Below are 17,724 nucleotides of genomic sequence, written 5' to 3' on the forward strand. Positions count from 1 at the left end.
GATAGTGTGGCGCCAGGTGGCGAGGCTGACAAGGTGCTCGACAGGCCGGATTCGGGACCGCTTCGCGTTCCATCGCCGGCAAGCCAGCTCCCACAGGCACTGCACATGGCTTGAGACCGATGCGGTCGGTGTGGGAGCTGGCTTGCCGGCGATGGGCCGCGAAGCGGCTCTGAGTCAGTTGCTGGACAAACGGTCCCCACGGGCAAAGCGCCAGGTGCGGATGATCTCCAGCCGGTCAAACTCGGCCAAATCGCCGGTAAACGGTGCAAACGGCGCGGCCAGTCGCACGATGCGTTGCGCCGCCTGGTCCAGCACCTGCTGCCCGGACGACTCCAGCACCAGCACTTCATACAGCGAGCCATCGCGGTTGATCGACACCATCATGCGCAGGTTGCCGTAGATCTGTTGCCGACGTGCTTCGTCGGGGTAGTTCAGGTTGCCCACCCGCTCGACCTTCTTGCGCCACTCTTCCTTGTACCAGGCGCCCTTGTCGCGCATGGTCGAAGCGGCGTTCAGGCGATGGATGCGCGGGCGCTTGGCGTACATCTGCTGCTCGTTGGACAGCTCCGCCTCCAGGCTGGCGATCTGGCTGGACAGTTGCGAACTGTCGAAGTCTGGCGCTGGTGCGGCCGGCTTGGGCTGGGCCTTGCTTTCCTTGGGCTTGGGTTCGACCTTGTGCGGCTTGGGCGCAGTGGTCACTACCGCCGACTTCTGCGGGACAGGGGGTGGGACCACCTCGGGCCTGGCCGCAGGCGGTGGCGTGACCTTGTTGATCTTGCTGTCCTGGAAGGGCGCCAGCTCGGTGGTCGTGGGCACCGCTTTCTTGTCCAGCGTGCCGCTGCCCTGCTGGTTGTCCTGCGCCTGGAAATCGGCCTTCTCGGGCGCTTTTTCGCTTTTGAAGGTGGCCAGGGTGATGTCCATGGTGTGGCGGATTTCGGCAGGTTTGACCACGGTGAAGCCAACGCCAAGAATCAGCGCCAGGTGCACCAGTGCAGCCAGGAACAGGGTAAAGCCGAGCCGGTCCACCGGGCGAACACGGGGCGGCAGCAGGTCGGAGGGGATGTCAGCGGGCAGCGTCATCAGGTATCCAGCAACTGCAGGGCGGGGCAGCAGCTCAGTCGAATAGGACCGGCATCATACCCCACTCTGCGGTTTTGCTTCGCGTTGGCTGTCAGCGCGCTTTGAGCTTGCGATCAATGGCATCCATCAGTTTGCCACCGATATCGGTGTTGTAGGCGGCATCGATCTCGCGGATGCAGGTGGGGCTGGTCACGTTGATTTCGGTGAGGTAGTCGCCGATCACGTCCAGGCCGACGAACAGCAGGCCCTTCTCGCGCAGCGTTGGGCCGACCTGGGCGGCAATCCAGCGGTCGCGCTCGGTCAGCGGGCGCGCCTCGCCACGCCCGCCGGCGGCCAGGTTGCCACGGGTCTCGCCGCTGGCCGGAATACGCGCCAGGCAGTAGTCCACCGGCTCGCCATCGATCATCAGGATGCGTTTGTCACCGTCCTTGATCGCCGGCAGGTAGGCCTGGGCCATGATCTGCTGGCTGCCCAGCACGGTCAGGGTTTCCAGGATGACCGACAGGTTGGGGTCGCCAGCCCGGTGACGGAAAATCGACGTACCGCCCATGCCATCCAGCGGCTTGAGGATCACGTCAACATGCTTGGCCGCGAATTCGCGAATGATGTCCGGGCGGCGGCTGACCAGGGTAGGGGTGGTGCACTGCGGAAACAGCGTGGCGAACATTTTTTCGTTGCAGTCGCGCAGGCTCTGCGGGCGGTTGACCACCAGCACGCCATCGTTCTCGGCCTGCTCCAGCAGGTAGGTGCTGTAGACGAACTCCATGTCGAAGGGCGGGTCCTTGCGCATCAGGATCACGTCCAGTTCGGCCAGCGGGCTGTCCTGCTCCTCGCCCAGCTCGAACCAGTGCGCCGGGTCGGCAAACACCTTCAGCGGGCGCATGCGGGCGCGGGCCTTGCTTTCGCCCTGGTACAGGTCTTGCTGTTCCATGTAGAACAGGCTCCAGCCGCGGGCCTGCGCGGCCAGCAGCATGGCCAGCGAACTGTCCTTCTTGTAGGAGATGGACGCGATGGGGTCCATGACAATGCCGAGGCGAACGCTCATGGGGTGGTTCCTCTTGGCGGCAGGTGGCCGCGATGGATCGAAAGAAAAGTGGCTCAGGGTGGCGCCGCGAACGCCGCCGGTCAAGGGGCGGCGCAGATGGAATGGCCACCCGGAGTATGCTAAAAGTGCAGCTAATTTCCATTGGTAGGCGTCTATGGAACAACCCCTGAAGGTGATGGTGATCGACGATTCGCGCACGATCCGCCGCACCGCCCAGATGTTGCTCGGTGAAGCGGGCTGCGAGGTGATCACCGCCAGCGATGGCTTCGATGCCCTGGCCAAGATCGTCGACCACCAGCCCAGCATCATCTTTGTCGATGTGCTGATGCCGCGCCTGGACGGCTACCAGACCTGCGCCGTGATCAAGCACAACAGTGCTTTCAAGGACACCCCGGTGATCCTGCTGTCGTCGCGCGACGGGCTGTTCGACAAGGCCCGCGGCCGGGTGGTCGGCTCTGATCAGTTCCTGACCAAACCGTTCAGCAAGGAAGAGCTGCTCGACGCGATCCGCGCCCACGTGCCCGGGTTTACCGCGCCTCCACAACACGCACCCTGACCGCGCCCCGCCATGGCACGGCCTTACTTTCCTGATGGGGAAACAGCATGGCCCGAGTTCTGATTGTCGACGACTCGCCGACAGAGATGTACAAATTGGCCGGATGGCTTGAAAAACACGGCCATGAGGTGCTCAAAGCCAGCAACGGTGCCGATGGCGTGGCGCTGGCGCGTCAGGCAAAGCCCGATGCGGTGTTGATGGATATCGTCATGCCTGTTCTCAACGGCTTCCAGGCGACCCGGCAACTGAGCAAGGACCCCGAGACCAGCGCCATTCCAGTATTGGTCGTTACCACCAAAGACCAGGAAACCGATCGCATCTGGGCAAAGCGCCAGGGCGCGAGGGGGTTCGTGACCAAGCCTGTGGAAGAAGACGACCTGATCGCCAAGCTCAAAGAAGTGCTGGGCGCTTGACCACCCGCCCGCAGGGCGCGTCGCTGACCGCCTTCGAGCTGTTGCTGGACATTGACCGGCGCTGTCGCCTGCTGGTCGCCGACCAACCGCCGCAGGACAACCGCCTGCAACAGTGGAGCGGTATCGGTTTTCGCATTGCCGGGCAGTGGTTCGTCGCGCCCATGGGCGAAGTGGCCGAGGTGCTGCGCGAACCGCGCAGCAGCCGCGTCCCTGGTGTGCAGCCCTGGGTGTGCGGGGTCGCCAACCTGCGCGGCCGGTTGTTGCCGGTGATGGACCTCAGCTGCTTTTTCGGCCTGGGCCACGTTGCCCCGGGCAAGCAACGGCGGGTGCTGGTGCTGGACCACGAGGCGCTGTTCGTCGGCCTGCTGGTGGACGAGGTACTGGGCCTGCAGCACTTTGACCTGGACAGCCTGCAGCTTTCACCGCCGCAGCCACTGATCCGCGCCGCTGCACGTTTTGTGCAGGGGCATTTCCCGCGTGAACGCAACTGGGCGATCTTCAGCCCCTTCGCCCTTGCCCAGGCGCCGGGCTTTCTCGATGTGGCGTTATAGGACCTGCGAACGTGAACAAGCCTGCCACCTCCGTCACCGCAACCACCGTGAGCCCGCGTACCCGCAGCATCGCGCAGATTACCGTGCTGTTCCTGATTCTGATCTTGTCGATCATCCTGCTGTTCGCCAACTTCGCGTACCTGAACACTCAATCCAACTACGACAAGCAGTACATCGGACATGCCGGCGAACTGCGGGTGTTGTCGCAACGCATCGCCAAGAACGCCACCGAAGCGGCCACCGGCAAGGCCCTGGCATTCAAGCTGCTATCGGATGCGCGCAACGATTTTGAACGGCGCTGGGGCTACCTGCGCCAGGGTGACAAGTCCACCGGTCTGCCGCCGGCGCCGCCCACGGTGCGTGACGAGATGGAATCGGTACGCCGCGACTGGGAAAACCTGCGCAAGAACACCGACACCATCCTGGCCAGCGAGCAGACCGTGCTGTCGCTGCACCAGGTGGCGGCGACGCTGGCCGAAACCGTGCCGCAGTTGCAGGTGGAATACGAGAAAGTGGTCGAGATCCTGCTGCAAAGCGGCGCCCCGGCCAACCAGGTAGCGGTGGCCCAGCGCCAGCTGTTGCTGGCCGAGCGCATTCTTGGTTCGGTCAACACTGTGCTGGCCGGTGACGATGCCGCAGCCCAGGCGGCCGACGCCTTTGGCCGCGATGCCGGGCGCTTTGGCCAAGTGCTGGAGGGCATGCTTAGCGGTAACGCGGCAATCCAGGTGACCCGCGTCGAAGACGCCGACGCCCGTGCACGTCTGGCTGAAATCGCCGAACTGTTCCAGTTCGTTGCCGGCTCTGTGGATGAAATCCTCGAAACCTCGCCCGAACTGTTCCGCGTGCGCGAGGCAGCAGGCAACATCTTCAGCCTGTCACAAACCCTGCTCGACGAAGCGTCGCACCTGGCCAACGGTTTCGAGAACCTGGCCGGCGGGCGCACCCTCGACACCGTTGGCGGCTACGCCCTGGGCCTGCTTGCGCTGGCCTCGATCATCCTCATCGGCCTGGTCATGGTGCGCACCACCAACCGCCAGCTGCGCGAAACGGCGGAAAAGAACGAACGTAACCAGCAGGCGATCATGCGCCTGCTCGACGAAATCGAAGAGCTGGCCGATGGCGACCTGACCGTAACCGTATCGGTAACCGAGGACTTCACCGGCGCCATTGCCGACTCGATCAACTATTCCGTGGACCAACTGCGCGACCTTGTAGCCACCATCAACCACAGCGCCGTGCAGGTGGCCGCGGCCGTGCAGGACACGCAAAACACCGCTCGGCAGCTGGCCAAGGCCTCCGAGCACCAGGCCGAGCAGATCAGCGAGGCCTCCGAGGCGGTTGGCGACATGGTCGAGTCGATCGACCGGGTATCCGCGCATGCCTACGAATCGGCCAAGGTGGCCGAACGCTCGGTGGACATCGCCAACAAGGGTAACGAGGTGGTGCACAACACCATCAATGGCATGGACAACATTCGCGAGCAGATCCAGGACACCGCCAAGCGGATCAAGCGCCTGGGTGAGTCTTCCCAGGAAATCGGCGACATCGTCAGCCTGATCGACGACATTGCCGACCAGACCAACATCCTTGCCCTCAACGCGGCGATCCAGGCCTCGCTGGCCGGTGAGGCCGGCCGTGGTTTTGCCGTGGTCGCCGACGAGGTGCAGCGCCTGGCCGAACGCTCGTCATCGGCTACCCGCCAGATAGAGGCGCTGGTGCGCACCATCCAGGCCGACACCAACGAGGCGGTAATCTCCATGGAGCAGACCACCGCCGAAGTGGTGCGCGGCGCCCGCCTGGCCCAGGATGCCGGGGTGGCGCTGGCGGAGATCGAAGGGGTGTCGCAGAACCTCGCCGACCTTATCCACAGCATCTCCGACGCCGCCCAGTTGCAGACCTCGTCAGCCGGGCAGATCTCCCACACCATGGCGGTCATCCAGCAGATTACCGCACAGACCTCCGCCGGCTCCGGGGCCACTGCCGACAGCATCCGCCACCTGGCCCGCATGGCCAGCGAGATGCGCCGTTCGGTGTCCGGCTTCACCCTGCCGCCACCTGCCGAGCCCAAGTGAAGCGCCGCGCTGAGGAAGTGACCATGGCATCTGTTGCTGTAAGCCCCGAGCGCCACGACACGGTGGCCCTGGCCTGGACCAAGGCTGCCATCCTCGACTGCCTGGGCCAGGCGCGCCAGGCGCTGGAGCGTTTTGCCGGCGAGCCTGGCGAGCTGTCGATACTGGCCTTTGTGGTCGACAACCTGCACCAGGTGCATGGCTGCCTGCGCATGCTCGAGCTGCGAGGTGCCACGCGCCTGGCCGAGGAACTGGAGCTGTTCGCCAAGGCCATGGCCGACGGCCAGGTGAGCCCACGGGGTGATTGCCTGGGTGCGTTGTTCCGCGGCCTGGAGCAATTGCCCTCATACCTTGAGCGCTTGCGCGGTGCCCGCCACGACCTGCCGTTGGTGATGCTGCCGCTGCTCAACCAGCTGCGCGCCTGCCGTGGCATTGAGCCGCTGGCCCAGGCCAGCTTGATCAGCGGTGCTGCGCAGCGCTTTGCCGGCTCCGACGACCTGGCCAACCTCGACCTGTCGCTGGGCAACTGGCGCGAACAGTTGCAGGCCGGGCCGGGCCGCGATGCCCTGCGCTCGGTGGTGACCGCACTGTGCGACGACCTTATGCGCATAAAGGAGCGCCTGGACCAGTTCGTGCGCAGCGATCGCCAGCACAGCGAGCAGCTCGATGCCCTGCTGGCGCCGCTGCGCCACGTGGCCGATACCCTGGCGGTACTGGGTTTTCAGCAACCACGGCGGGTGATCATCGACCAGGTGCTGGCGCTGCAGGCCTTGGCCCAGGGCGAGCGGGCCGTGGACGACGCGGTGTTGATGGATGTAGCGGGCGCCCTGCTGTATGTGGAAGCGTCCCTGAACGGCATGGTCGGCCCGCTGGAGGAAAACGGCCAGGGCGGCCTGCCAGGCTCGGATCTGGCCGAAATACGCCAGCTGGTGTTGAACGAGTCGCTGAACGTGTTGCAGCAGGCCAAGGACCTGATCGGCGACTATGTGGAGTCCGACTGGCCCCGGCAGCGCCTGCAACCCTTGCCTGGGCTGTTGCAGCAGGTGCGCGGGGCGTTGGCCATGTTGATGCTACCCGCCGTGGCCGAGCTGTTTGCCGGCTGCGCAAGTTATGCGCAACGTTGGTTGCAGCACCTGGAGGACGAACCGCCCGCGGACGAGCTGAGCCACCTGGCCGAGGCCTTGAGCGCCGCTGAATGCTACCTGCAGTGGCGGGTGGCCGACCCGCTGGCGGATGGCCAGCCGTTCATCGACATGGCGCGTGCCAGCCTGGCGGCGTTGGGCGTGCACTGTGCACAGGCCGACGCCCGAGCGGGCCTGGATAGCCATGGCGATGGCATCGATGACGAGCTGCGCGAGGTGTTCCTCGAAGAAGCAGGCGAGTTGCTGCCGGAAATCGAGCGCCACTGGCTGCGCTGGCGTGCCGACAACCAGCAGCGCGCGGCGTTGGGGGAAGTGCGCCGTGCGCTGCATACGCTCAAAGGCAGTGGCCGCATGGTGCATGCCGAGGCCGTGGCGGAACTGGCCTGGGGCGCCGAGCACCTGCTGAACCGGGTGCTGGAGGGCCGCAGCGTGCTCAGCCCGGAAGGCGTGGTGGCCCTGCAACAGGTGTTCGTCCATCTGCCTGATCTGCTGGCCGACTTTGCCGCCGGCCAGCTGCCGCAACTGACCGAAATCGAACAATTGGCCGGGCACCTGCATGCCCTGGCGGAAAACGACGCACCGGCGGCCAGTATCGATGGCCTCGATCCACAGTTGCTGGATATCTTCCGCAGTGAGGCACAGGGCCACCTGGCCAGCCTTGATGATTTTCTACAGGGCGCCGATGGCCACGACACGCCGGTCAGCGATGGCCTGCAACGTGCCCTGCACACGCTCAAGGGCAGTGCCGCCATGGCCGGGGTGATGCCGGTCGCCGAGCTGGCCACCGCCTTCGACCGCCTCGCCCGTGAATACAAGGGCCATCAACTGCCACTGCAAATGGCCGAGATCGAATGGCTGGAAGCCGCGCGCTCGCTGTTCCACCTGGGCCTGGCGCAACTCGATAGCACACCCCTGGCCGCCATCCCTGGCGCCGCAGAACTGATCGAAGCGGTTGGCCAGGCAGTCGATAGCCGCCTGGCCGGCGGGCATGACGACCCGCAGCATGCCCGGCGCAGCAAGCGCGACCCGCAGCTGGTTGCCAGTTTCCTGGCCCAGGCCATGGACATTCTGCTGGATGCCGAGTCGTTGCTGTCGCGCTGGCAGCAACAGCCCGGCCAGCGCGACGCACTGGATACCCTGCTCGACCAGATGACCACCCTGGGCCACGCCGCGCACCTGGCCGATTTGTGGCAAATGGATGATGTGTGCGAGGCCTTGCTGGACCTGTATGGCGCCGTGGAAGAGGGCAGCCTGCCCGCCGACGCACGCTTTTTCGCCTACACACATCGCGCCCATGAGGCCCTGCTGGACATGCTCGACGAAGTGGCAGCCGGGCAGGACGTAGTGCCGCGGCCGGAGCTGGTCGACAGCCTGCGCAACCTGCTGGACCAGGCCTTGCCACCGGATGCCACCGGCCTGGTGGGCATCGACACGGTGACACCGCTGCACCCGGACATGGACCTGAGCGATACCTTGGGGCTGTCGCATAACCCTTTGTTGCCAGAGCTGGTCGAGCCACTGCCCGAAGAGCCAGAAAGCCCAGGCGAAGAGCTGCTGGAAGTGTTCCTCGAAGAAAGCTCGGACATCGTCGAGAGCGCCGCCGCAGCCCTGGCGCGCTGGCAGGCCGACCCGCGCAGCAGCGTCGAGGTCGACAACCTGATGCGCGACCTGCACACCCTCAAGGGTGTGGCGCGCATGGTCGAAATTGCGCCGATCGGTGACCTGGCCCACGAACTGGAATTTCTTTACGAGCTGCTGGCGGCCGGGCGTTTGCCGCCGAGCCCGCCACTGTTCGCCCTGTTGCAGAATTGCCATGACCGCCTGGCGCACATGCTTGATGCCGTGCGCCTGGGGCAGCCTTTGCATGCCGCCACGGCGCTGATCGACTATATCCGCAACTTCAGCAGTGCGGCCCTCACCGACAGTGCAGCCGGCCAAGGGCCGGTCGAAACCGCCACCAGCGAGGTACCGGCGGCAGCGCCAGAGCGTGCGCCAGGCGACATGGTCAAGGTTGATGCCGAGTTGCTCGATGACCTGGGCAACCTGGCCGGCGAACACTCGATCATTCGTGGGCGCATCGAGCAGCAGGTCAACGACGCGCAGTTCGCCCTCAACGAGATGGAAACCACCCTGGAGCGCATGCGCGACCAGTTGCTGCGCCTGGACAACGAGACCCAGGGGCGGATCTCCAGCCGCCAGGCATTTGAAGGCGATGCCTATGACGACTTCGACCCCTTGGAAATGGACCGCCATTCGCAGTTGCAGCAACTGTCGCGGGCCTTGTTCGAGTCTGCCTCGGACTTGCTCGACCTGAAGGAAACCCTGGCCCAGCGCGCTCAGGAGGCGTACAGCCTGCTACAACAGCAGGCGCGGGTGAACAGCCAGTTGCAGGAAGGGCTGACCGCCACCTTGATGGTGCCCTTCGAACGCCTGGTACCTCGGCTGCAGCGTGTGGTGCGGCAGGTGGCCAGCGAACTGGGCAAGCAGGTGGAACTGGTGGTTGGCAACGCCGAAGGCGAACTGGACCGCAGTGTGCTCGAACGCATGGTGGCGCCGCTGGAGCACATGCTGCGCAACGCTGTCGACCATGGTCTGGAAAGCCGCGAAGCACGGCTGGCCGCCGGCAAGCCGGAACAGGGCACCATCCACCTGAATTTGCTGCACGAAGGTGCCGATATCGTTATCGAAATGACTGACGACGGTGCCGGTGTGCCACTGGACGCGGTGCGGCGCAAGGCCATCAAGCGCGGCCTGCTGGATCCCCAGGCAGACTTGAGCGATCACGAGATCCTGCAGTTCATCCTGCGCCCGGGTTTTTCCACCGCCGAAAAGATCACCCAGATTTCCGGGCGCGGCCTGGGCATGGACGTGGTGCACGAGGAGGTCAAGCAACTGGGTGGTTCGATGAGCATCGAGTCGGCCCTGGGCAAGGGGGCGCGCTTCTTGATCCGCCTGCCGTTCACCGTGTCGATCAACCGTGCGCTGATGGTGCACCTGGGCGAGGAGCAGTACGCCATCCCGCTCAATACCATCGAGGGCATCGTTCGCGTGCCGCCGGCAGAGCTTGCGGTCTGCTACCAGCTGGACACGCCCCGCTATGTCTACGCCGGCCACGAATACGAGCTGCGCTACCTGGGCGAGTTGCTGCAAGGCCTACCGCGCCCCGCGCTGCTGGGGCAGAGCGTGCCGTTGCCGGTGCTGCTGGTGCATTCCAAGGAGCAGTCGTTCGCCATCCAGGCCGACAGCCTGTCGCCCAGCCGTGAGATCGTGGTGAAGAGCCTGGGGCCGCAGTTTGCTGCGGTTGCAGGGCTGTCGGGGGCGACATTGCTGGGCGATGGCCGGGTCGTGCTGATTCTCGACCTGCTTGGCCAGCTGCGCGGCCAGCAGCGGCGGCTGGCCCGTTTGCCCGGTGGCGGCACCCAGCGCCAACTGCTCGGCCCGGCGCCGCGGCGTGCGTTGCTGGTGATGGTGGTAGATGACTCGGTGACCGTGCGCAAAGTCACCAGCCGGCTGCTGGAGCGCCACGGCATGAGCGTGCTCACGGCCAAGGACGGGGTCGATGCCATGGCCCTGCTGGAAGACCACCGCCCCGACGTATTGCTGCTGGACATTGAAATGCCACGCATGGACGGCTTTGAGGTGGCCACACGCATTCGCCGTGACGAGCGGCTGAAAGACCTGCCAATCATCATGATCACCTCCCGCACCGGGCAGAAGCACCGCGACCGTGCCATGGCCATTGGCGTCAACGAATACCTGGGCAAGCCGTACCAGGAGTCGCTGCTGTTGCAGAGCATCGCCCATTGGAGCCAGGCCCATGCTTGAACTGATTTCCGGCCAGCGCAGCAGCCTGACCGGGCTGTTGCTGCCGCTGGGTGACCGTACCCTGGTGTTGCCCAACGTGGCGGTGGCCGAGTTGAGCGGGCAGCGCAACCTGGTGTGCCAGCCCGGCGACCCCGCCTGGCACCTGGGCTGGATCGACTGGCGCCAACAGCGCCTGCCGCTGATCGGCTTCGAGGCGGCGTGCGGTGGTGAAACACCGTGCGGCGAGCGGGCCCGGGTGGTGGTGCTCAATGCACTGGGTGATACCGGCCTGCGCTACCTGGCGCTGTTGCTGCAGGACATACCGCGCTCGTGCAAGCTCGACAGCCAGCTGAACTACGTGGATGTGGCGCTGGGCAGGCTGGAACTGGCGGCGGTGCAGGTGGGCGAGCAGGTGGCTCGGGTGCCGGACCTGGTTGCACTGGAAAGGCTGGTGCGTGACGCGGATCTGCAACCTGACCTTGATTAGGATGTAGGGCACAAGGCCTGGTCGTCTGGGTGTGGGAGCGGCCTTGTGTCGCGATAGGGCTGCGCAGCAGCCCCGGCGGTTCATGCTGTGGCAATGAAAGCCTGGGGCCGCTTTGCGCCCCTTTCGCGACACAAGGCCGCTCCCACAAAGAGCGTGGCCATCAGCATCACATCAGGAACCCAGCCCACCTAAGGAGGTCTGTGTTTGCATGTATTACGGTGAACGCTTCAACGCCTGGACCCACCTGGTCGGTGCCGTCCTGGCCTGTATCGGTGCCATCTGGCTGATCGTGGTCGCGGGCCTGCAGGGCGACCCGTGGAAGATCGTCAGTTTCTCCATCTACGGCGGCACGCTGCTGTTGCTGTACAGCATTTCCACCCTGTACCACAGCACCCGCGGGCGGGTGAAGGTGATCATGCGCAAGCTCGATCACCTGTCGATCTACCTGCTGATCGCCGGCAGCTACACGCCATTCTGCCTGGTCAGCCTGCGCGGTCCCTGGGGCTGGAGCCTGTTCGGCGTGGTCTGGGGGCTGGCGGTAATCGGCATGCTGCAAGAGATCAAGCCGCGCTCCGAGGCGCGGATCCTGTCGATCATCATTTATGCCGTGATGGGCTGGATCGTGCTGGTGGCAGTGAAGCCGTTGCTGCACTCGCTGGGCGGCGCCGGCTTTGCCTGGTTGGCCGCCGGCGGGGTGTTCTACACCGTGGGCATCATCTTCTTCGCGCTCGACAGCCGCTTGCGCCACGCGCACGGCATCTGGCACCTGTTCGTGATTACCGGCAGCCTGCTGCACTTCGTGGCGGTGTCGTTCTACGTGCTCTAGTTAAAAATCGCCCCACAATTGCTGTGCCACCGACAGCGCCACCACTGGCGCGGTCTCGGTGCGCAGCACCCGTGGACCGAGGCGGGCGGCGTGGAAGCCAGACCCTTTGGCCTGCTCGACTTCGGCGTCGCTCAGACCGCCTTCGGGGCCGATCAGAAAGGCCAGAGTCGCAGGTTTGTCGTGGCTGGTGAGCGGTTCGGCCACCGGGTGCAGGACCAGTTTCAGGTCAGCCTTGGTGCCCGCCAGCCATTCGGCCAGGGTCACGGGTGGGTGGATGACCGGCAAGGTAGAGCGGCCGCATTGTTCGCAGGCGCTGATCGCCACCTGGCGCCAGTGGGCCAGGCGCTTGTCGGCGCGCTCGTCTTTCAACCGCACTTCGCAGCGTTCGCTGACGATCGGGGTGATTTCATTGGCACCAAGCTCGGTGGCTTTCTGGATCGCCCAGTCCATGCGTTCACCACGGGACAGGCCTTGGCCGAGGTGCACGTGCAACGGTGAATCGGCCTGGCCGGCGAGGGCCCTGTCGAGGCTGACGCGTACGGTTTTCTTGCCCACTTCAAGCAACTGGCCGAGGTATTCCTGGCCGCTGCCGTCGAACAGTTGCACGGCGTCGCCGGGGGCCATGCGCAGTACGCGGCCGATGTAGTGGGCCTGGGCTTCTGGCAGGTCGTGCTCGCCAAGGCTCAGGGGGGCGTCGATGAAGAAGCGGGACAGTCTCATGGGTTTGCTCGGTAAATAGAGAGACACAGATCCCCTGTGGGAGCGGGCGTGCCCGCGAATCAGGCGCCGCGGTGCCTGGCTAGGGCTGCGCCCTTGTTCGCGGGCACGCCCGCTCCCACAGGAAAAGTGGTGTGGCGAAATTGCCGGGCCTAGCCCGGGTCGCGGAAGTCGGGGTGGAAGTTGGCCGGCACCGCAACACTGACGCTGTCGCGGGTGGCGATGTCGATGCCTTCGCTGGCAACTTCTGCAAGGAAGTCGATCTGCTCCGGGGTGATCACATACGGCGGCAGGAAGTACACCACGCTACCCAGCGGGCGTAGCAGGGCGCCGCGGGTCAGGGCATGTTCGAACACCTTCAGGCCGCGCCGCTCCTGCCAGGGGTAAGCAACCTTGCCAGCCTTGTCCTGGACCATCTCGATCGCCAGGGCCATGCCGGTCTGACGGATTTCGGCAACGTGAGCATGATCGGCCAGGTGCGCAGTGGCGCTGGCCATGCGCGTAGCCAGGGCCTTGTTGGCCTCGATCACGTTGTCCTGTTCGAAGATGTCCAGGGTCGCCAGCGCCGCAGCGCACGCCAGCGGGTTGCCGGTGTAGCTGTGCGAGTGCAGGAACGCGCGCAGGGTCGGGTAGTCGTCATAGAACGCCTGGTACACCTTGTCGGTGGTCAGGCAGGCGGCCAGCGGCAGGTAGCCACCGGTCAGGGCCTTGGACAGGCACAGGAAGTCCGGGCGGATGCCGGCCTGCTCGCACGCGAACATCGTGCCGGTACGGCCAAAGCCCACGGCAATTTCATCGTGGATCAGGTGCACGTCGTAGCGGTCGCAGGCCTCGCGCAGCAGCTTGAGGTACACCGGGTGGTACATGCGCATGCCGCCGGCACCCTGGATCAGCGGCTCGACGATCACGGCGCTGATCGAGGCGTGGTGCTCGGCCAGGGTCTGCTCCATGGCGGCGAACATGTTGCGCGAGTGCTCTTCCCAGCTCATGCCCTCTGGGCGCAGGTAGCAGTCGGGGCTAGGCACCTTGATCGTGTCCAGCAGCAACGCCTTGTAGGTTTCGGTAAACAGCGGCACATCACCGACCGACATGGCGGCGATGGTTTCGCCATGGTAGCTGTTGGTCAGTGTAACGAAGCGCTTCTTGCCCGGCTTGCCGACGTTCAGCCAGTAGTGAAAGCTCATCTTCAGCGCCACTTCGATGCACGACGAGCCGTTGTCGGCGTAGAACACCCGGTCGAGACCGGCCGGGGTCATGGCCACCAGGCGCTCGGACAGCTCGATCACCGGCTGATGGCTGAAACCGGCCAGGATCACGTGCTCCAGTTGATCGACCTGGTCCTTGATGCGCTGGTTGATGCGCGGGTTGGCGTGGCCGAACACATTGACCCACCAGCTGCTCACCGCGTCCAGGTAGCGCTTGCCTTCGAAGTCCTCCAGCCACACGCCTTCGCCACGCTTGATCGGGATCAGCGGCAGCTGCTCGTGGTCTTTCATCTGGGTGCAGGGGTGCCACAGGACCTTGAGGTCGCGTTGCATCCACTGATCGTTGAGGCCCATGGGCACTTCTCCTGGCTTTGCGGCGTGGTTCGACCGCGTAAGCCTAAGCAATGCCGCAGGGCAGGACAACCGCTGCCTTTCAATGGCGGTGGGTGCCGGTCCATTCCAGCCGCCGGATGTGTACGGTTCCGGCCTGGGAAGTGGAGATGGTCAGGCGGCGGAAGGGGCCGTCGATCACCTGGTGGTAGGGGTTCGTGGCGATGGGGCCGGGGCGCAGGTCGCGAAACCCGCTGCCTTCCACGGTGAGCCAGTAGAAGTTGCGCGGTATCGGGGTGGCCAGGTCGCAATCTCCTCTTTCAGCATCGAACAGCATGTGCAGGTCGTCGCAGAGAAAGTCGCTGACTACGTAGTATTCCAGGCGCAGGCACTCGACTTCCTGGGCGAAGAGGATTTCAACATCGCTGTGTTCACCGATGACCAGTTCGGTACCGTCTTCACCCTTGAACGCTTCATGAAAGCCGGTCCATGAGGTGCTGTTGGAGCGGATACTCAGGCCCGAGGCCGTATGAAGCGTCTGTTTGTGCCACAGAGACTGCCGTTCGACGTGTTGGAAGTGCTCCTCGAAGATCATGCGCGTGCCCTCCTGATGGGGCTTGTGGCTATCTTGACCAGCTTCGCTTGATGGCGTGTGACATGGCTACTGGCAAAAATGTCAGTTGCCAAAGGCACTTGATGTCACTGCGCTGGCAGGGTCGGCAGAGGTGACGTATTCTTAACGCATCTCCCTCGGGGCATTCCTGCCTCTCCCCGTTTCTGTAACCTCTGACTCGGAGTTCGCCGACATGGCTGCTGCTTGGGTGCGCCTGTGCGCGTTGGTATTGATTGGTGTGTCCAGCGGCGCCGCGCTGGCCAAGGACAAGACGCCCACGGCGATTGTCGTGGGTGGCGGCCTGGCGGGCCTGACGGCAGCCTACGAGCTGCAGGACAAAGGCTGGCAGGTGACCCTGCTGGAGGCCAAGTCGGGCATGGGCGGGCGCTCGGGCCTGGCCACCAGCGAGTGGATCGGCAATGCCAAGGCGCAGCCGGTGCTCAACCATTACCTGGACCGTTTCAAGCTTGAAACACTGCCGGCACCGGAGTTTGTGCGTAGCCCCGGTTACCTGATCGACGGTGAGTACTTCAGCGCCACCGACCTGGCCACCAAGCAACCGGCTACCGCCGAAGCGCTCAAGCGCTACGAGAAAACCCTCGATGACCTGGCCCGTTCGATCGATGACCCGCTGAACCCGCAGGCAACCAGCACGCTGTTCGCCCTCGACCAGATCAACGTCTCCACCTGGCTGGACAAACTGCAACTGCCGGCCACCGCCCGTCAGCTGGTCAACCAGCAGATCCGTACCCGTTACGACGAACCGTCGCGCCTGTCGCTGCTGTATTTCGCCCAGCAGAACCGTGTGTATCGCGGTGTCAGCGACCGCGACCTGCGTGCCGCGCGCCTGCCCGGTGGCAGCCCGGTGCTGGCCCAGGCCTTCGTCAAGCAACTGAAGACCATCAAGACCAGCTCGCCGGTCACCGCCATCGTGCAGGACAAGGATGGGGTAACGGTAAAAGTCGGCAGCGTCGGCTACCAGGCGGATTACTTGGTCATGGCCGTGCCGTTGCGTGCCCTGGCCAAGATCCAGATGACCCCGGGCCTGGACACCCAGCACGTGGCGGCGCTCAAAGGCACCAACTATGGCTGGCGCGACCAGCTGATGCTCAAGTTCAAGAAGCCGGTGTGGGAAAGCCGCGCGCGCATGTCGGGCGAAATCTTCAGTAACGCCGGCCTCGGCATGCTGTGGATCGAGCCAGCGCTCAAGGGCGGCGCCAACGTGGTGATCAACCTTTCCGGCGACAACGCCCGCCTGCTGCAGGCGTTCGGCGACAAGCAGATGGTCGACCAGGTGCTGATCCGCCTGCATGCGTTCTACCCGCAGGCCCGTGGTGCCTTCACCGGTTACGAGGTCAAGCGCTACAGCACTGACGCCGGTACCGGCGGCGCTTACCTGGCCTATGGCCCGGGGCAGATCAGCAAATACTGGCGCCTGTGGGAGCGCCCGGTGCAGCGCATCACCTTTGCCGGTGAACACACCGATGCCCTGTACCCGGGCACCCTGGAAGGCGCCCTGCGCAGTGGCCAGCGCGCGGCCAGCCAGGCACAGGACCTGTTGGCCGGGAAGTCGTTCGACCCCGCCAAGGCGGTGCCGGTTGCGGCGGCAGCAGCAGGAGCGGCGGCCACCAAAGACAGCAAGGGCGGGTTCTTCTCCAATATGTTTGGTGGTTCGTCCGACAAGGGCGACAAGGCTGACAAGCCACCTGTCAAAGCCGAGCCGAAGCAGGCCGAAGAGGCCAAGCAGGACAAGCCAGGCTTCTTCAAGCGCCTGTTTGGCGGTGCGGATTCGCCAGAGGTAAAGCCTGAGCCAATCGCCAAGGCAGAGGAAGTGGCGCCGGCACCTGCGCCTGCTCCCCAGGCCGCGCCGGCTCCGGTGGCACCAGCGCCTGTGGTCAGGGAAGCGGCTGCCAAACCTGCGGCAACCAAGGCCGCCCCGGCCAAGCATGCGCCCGCGCACAAGCCGGCGCATAAGCCTGCCGAGACGAAGAAGGCGACAGCCAAATCCGAGCCGACCAAGAAACCTGTGGCCAATACCCAGGCCAAGGCTGGTTGATTGATCGACAGTGCCGGCGTCTTCGCAGCACAAGGCTGCTCCTACAGGCACCGCATACCCCTGTAGGAGCAGCCTTGTGCTGCGAAGAGGCCAGTACTGGCAACCTCTATTTCCCCGACTATCGTTAATGTTTCCTTAATGGGAAGCTTACAGAATACATATCGGATTTCTCGATAAACCGAAGCAATTTTTTCCGCTTTTCTTCGATACGTTACGCGTTAGTCTGTGTACAGCTTTCACGGGGAAACACGCCAACATGCAACTGCGCAATTCACCTTCTCGCTACGGCGTGGTCAGCATCATCCTGCACTGGGGCGTGGCGCTGGCAGTGTTCGGCCTGTTCGGCCTGGGCCTGTGGATGGTCGGCCTCGACTACTACAGCCCTTGGCGCAAAGCCGGCCCGGACCTGCACAAAAGCATCGGCCTGGTGCTGCTGGCGGTGATGCTGCTGCGGGTGGTCTGGCGTTTCATCAGCCCCCCACCACCGGCACCCGCCAACCATGGCGCAGTCACGCGCCTGGCGGCCAAGCTAGGCCATCTGGCCTTGTACCTTGGTCTGTTTGCGGTGATGGCTGCCGGTTACCTGATTTCTACCGCCGACGGCGTCGGCATTCCGGTGTTCGGACTGTTCGAGGTGCCGGCACTGATCAGCGACCTGCCTGACCAGGCAGATGTGGCTGGCGTGATTCATCTGTGGCTGGCCTGGGGCCTGGTGATTTTTGCCGTGCTGCATGCCCTGGCAGCGCTCAAGCACCATTTCATCGACCGTGACGCGACCCTGACCCGCATGTTGGGCCGCAAAGCTTGACTCTCAACCTCAATTGCATAGG

14 protein-coding genes are annotated in these 17,724 nt (G+C 64.6%); 9 read left to right on the top strand and 5 right to left on the bottom strand.

What is annotated here, in order from left to right; genetic code table 11:
* Positions 1-174 precede the first annotated feature (174 nt).
* On the bottom strand, positions 175-1,080 hold the full coding sequence (locus JOY50_RS09720) for an energy transducer TonB (protein WP_138736314.1): 906 nt from the start codon (positions 1,078-1,080) through the stop codon (positions 175-177).
* A 91-nt stretch (positions 1,081-1,171) separates the two neighbouring features.
* Positions 1,172-2,125, bottom strand: coding sequence for a glutathione synthase (gene gshB / locus JOY50_RS09725; RefSeq protein WP_132845160.1), 954 nt, complete (start codon positions 2,123-2,125; stop codon positions 1,172-1,174).
* 154 nt (positions 2,126-2,279) lie between these two features.
* On the opposite strand from gshB, the gene JOY50_RS09730 reads away from it, so the two are divergent.
* From JOY50_RS09730 to JOY50_RS09760, 7 genes are all read left to right on the top strand, one after another.
* Positions 2,280-2,681 (top strand): PleD family two-component system response regulator, encoded by a 402-nt coding sequence (locus tag JOY50_RS09730; RefSeq protein WP_016501972.1) that lies wholly within the window; start codon positions 2,280-2,282, stop codon positions 2,679-2,681.
* Positions 2,682-2,728: 47 nt separating this feature from the next.
* Positions 2,729-3,094, top strand: coding sequence for a twitching motility response regulator PilH (pilH, locus tag JOY50_RS09735; protein ID WP_016489541.1), 366 nt, complete (start codon positions 2,729-2,731; stop codon positions 3,092-3,094).
* On the top strand, positions 3,091-3,645 hold the full coding sequence (locus JOY50_RS09740; protein ID WP_019471556.1) for a chemotaxis protein CheW: 555 nt from the start codon (positions 3,091-3,093) through the stop codon (positions 3,643-3,645). The genes pilH and JOY50_RS09740 overlap by 4 nt, the downstream gene beginning before the upstream one ends.
* 47 nt (positions 3,646-3,692) lie before the next feature.
* On the top strand, positions 3,693-5,717 hold the full coding sequence (locus JOY50_RS09745) for a methyl-accepting chemotaxis protein (protein WP_243055142.1): 2,025 nt from the start codon (positions 3,693-3,695) through the stop codon (positions 5,715-5,717).
* Positions 5,718-5,740: 23 nt separating this feature from the next.
* The gene (locus JOY50_RS09750; RefSeq protein WP_138765928.1) at positions 5,741-10,681 is read left to right on the top strand and encodes an Hpt domain-containing protein; all 4,941 of its coding nucleotides are present in this window, start codon (positions 5,741-5,743) and stop codon (positions 10,679-10,681) included.
* The gene (locus JOY50_RS09755; RefSeq protein ID WP_132845155.1) at positions 10,674-11,147 is read left to right on the top strand and encodes a chemotaxis protein CheW; all 474 of its coding nucleotides are present in this window, start codon (positions 10,674-10,676) and stop codon (positions 11,145-11,147) included. Before JOY50_RS09750 ends, JOY50_RS09755 begins: the two co-directional genes overlap by 8 nt.
* Positions 11,148-11,355: 208 nt before the next feature.
* Positions 11,356-11,973, top strand: a complete 618-nt coding sequence (locus tag JOY50_RS09760; RefSeq protein ID WP_138736312.1) for a hemolysin III family protein — start codon at positions 11,356-11,358, stop codon at positions 11,971-11,973.
* On the opposite strand, the gene JOY50_RS09765 is transcribed toward JOY50_RS09760, so the two are convergent.
* The 3 genes from JOY50_RS09765 to JOY50_RS09775 all read right to left on the bottom strand — a co-directional run bounded on the left by JOY50_RS09765 (position 11,974) and on the right by JOY50_RS09775 (position 14,820).
* Positions 11,974-12,693 carry a 16S rRNA (uracil(1498)-N(3))-methyltransferase gene (locus JOY50_RS09765; RefSeq protein ID WP_132845152.1) on the bottom strand — a complete coding sequence of 240 codons (720 nt, stop codon included), beginning with the start codon at positions 12,691-12,693 and terminating at the stop codon, positions 11,974-11,976.
* 149 nt (positions 12,694-12,842) lie between these two features.
* Positions 12,843-14,249, bottom strand: a complete 1,407-nt coding sequence (locus tag JOY50_RS09770) for an adenosylmethionine--8-amino-7-oxononanoate transaminase (RefSeq protein ID WP_132845149.1) — start codon at positions 14,247-14,249, stop codon at positions 12,843-12,845.
* A gap of 79 nt (positions 14,250-14,328) precedes the next feature.
* Positions 14,329-14,820 carry a hypothetical protein gene (locus JOY50_RS09775; RefSeq protein ID WP_132845146.1) on the bottom strand — a complete coding sequence of 164 codons (492 nt, stop codon included), beginning with the start codon at positions 14,818-14,820 and terminating at the stop codon, positions 14,329-14,331.
* A gap of 211 nt (positions 14,821-15,031) precedes the next feature.
* Between JOY50_RS09775 and JOY50_RS09780 the strand changes: the two genes are divergently transcribed.
* Positions 15,032-16,894, top strand: coding sequence for a flavin monoamine oxidase family protein (locus tag JOY50_RS09780; RefSeq protein ID WP_243055135.1), 1,863 nt, complete (start codon positions 15,032-15,034; stop codon positions 16,892-16,894).
* A 256-nt stretch (positions 16,895-17,150) separates the two neighbouring features.
* Positions 17,151-17,702: a cytochrome b gene (locus tag JOY50_RS09785; RefSeq protein WP_019471547.1), complete on the top strand. Its 552-nt coding sequence runs from the start codon at positions 17,151-17,153 to the stop codon at positions 17,700-17,702.
* Positions 17,703-17,724: the final 22 nt, after the last annotated feature.

The sequence above is a fragment of the Pseudomonas sp. BP01 genome (genome assembly GCF_022760795.1).
Classification (GTDB): domain Bacteria; phylum Pseudomonadota; class Gammaproteobacteria; order Pseudomonadales; family Pseudomonadaceae; genus Aquipseudomonas; species Aquipseudomonas putida_Q.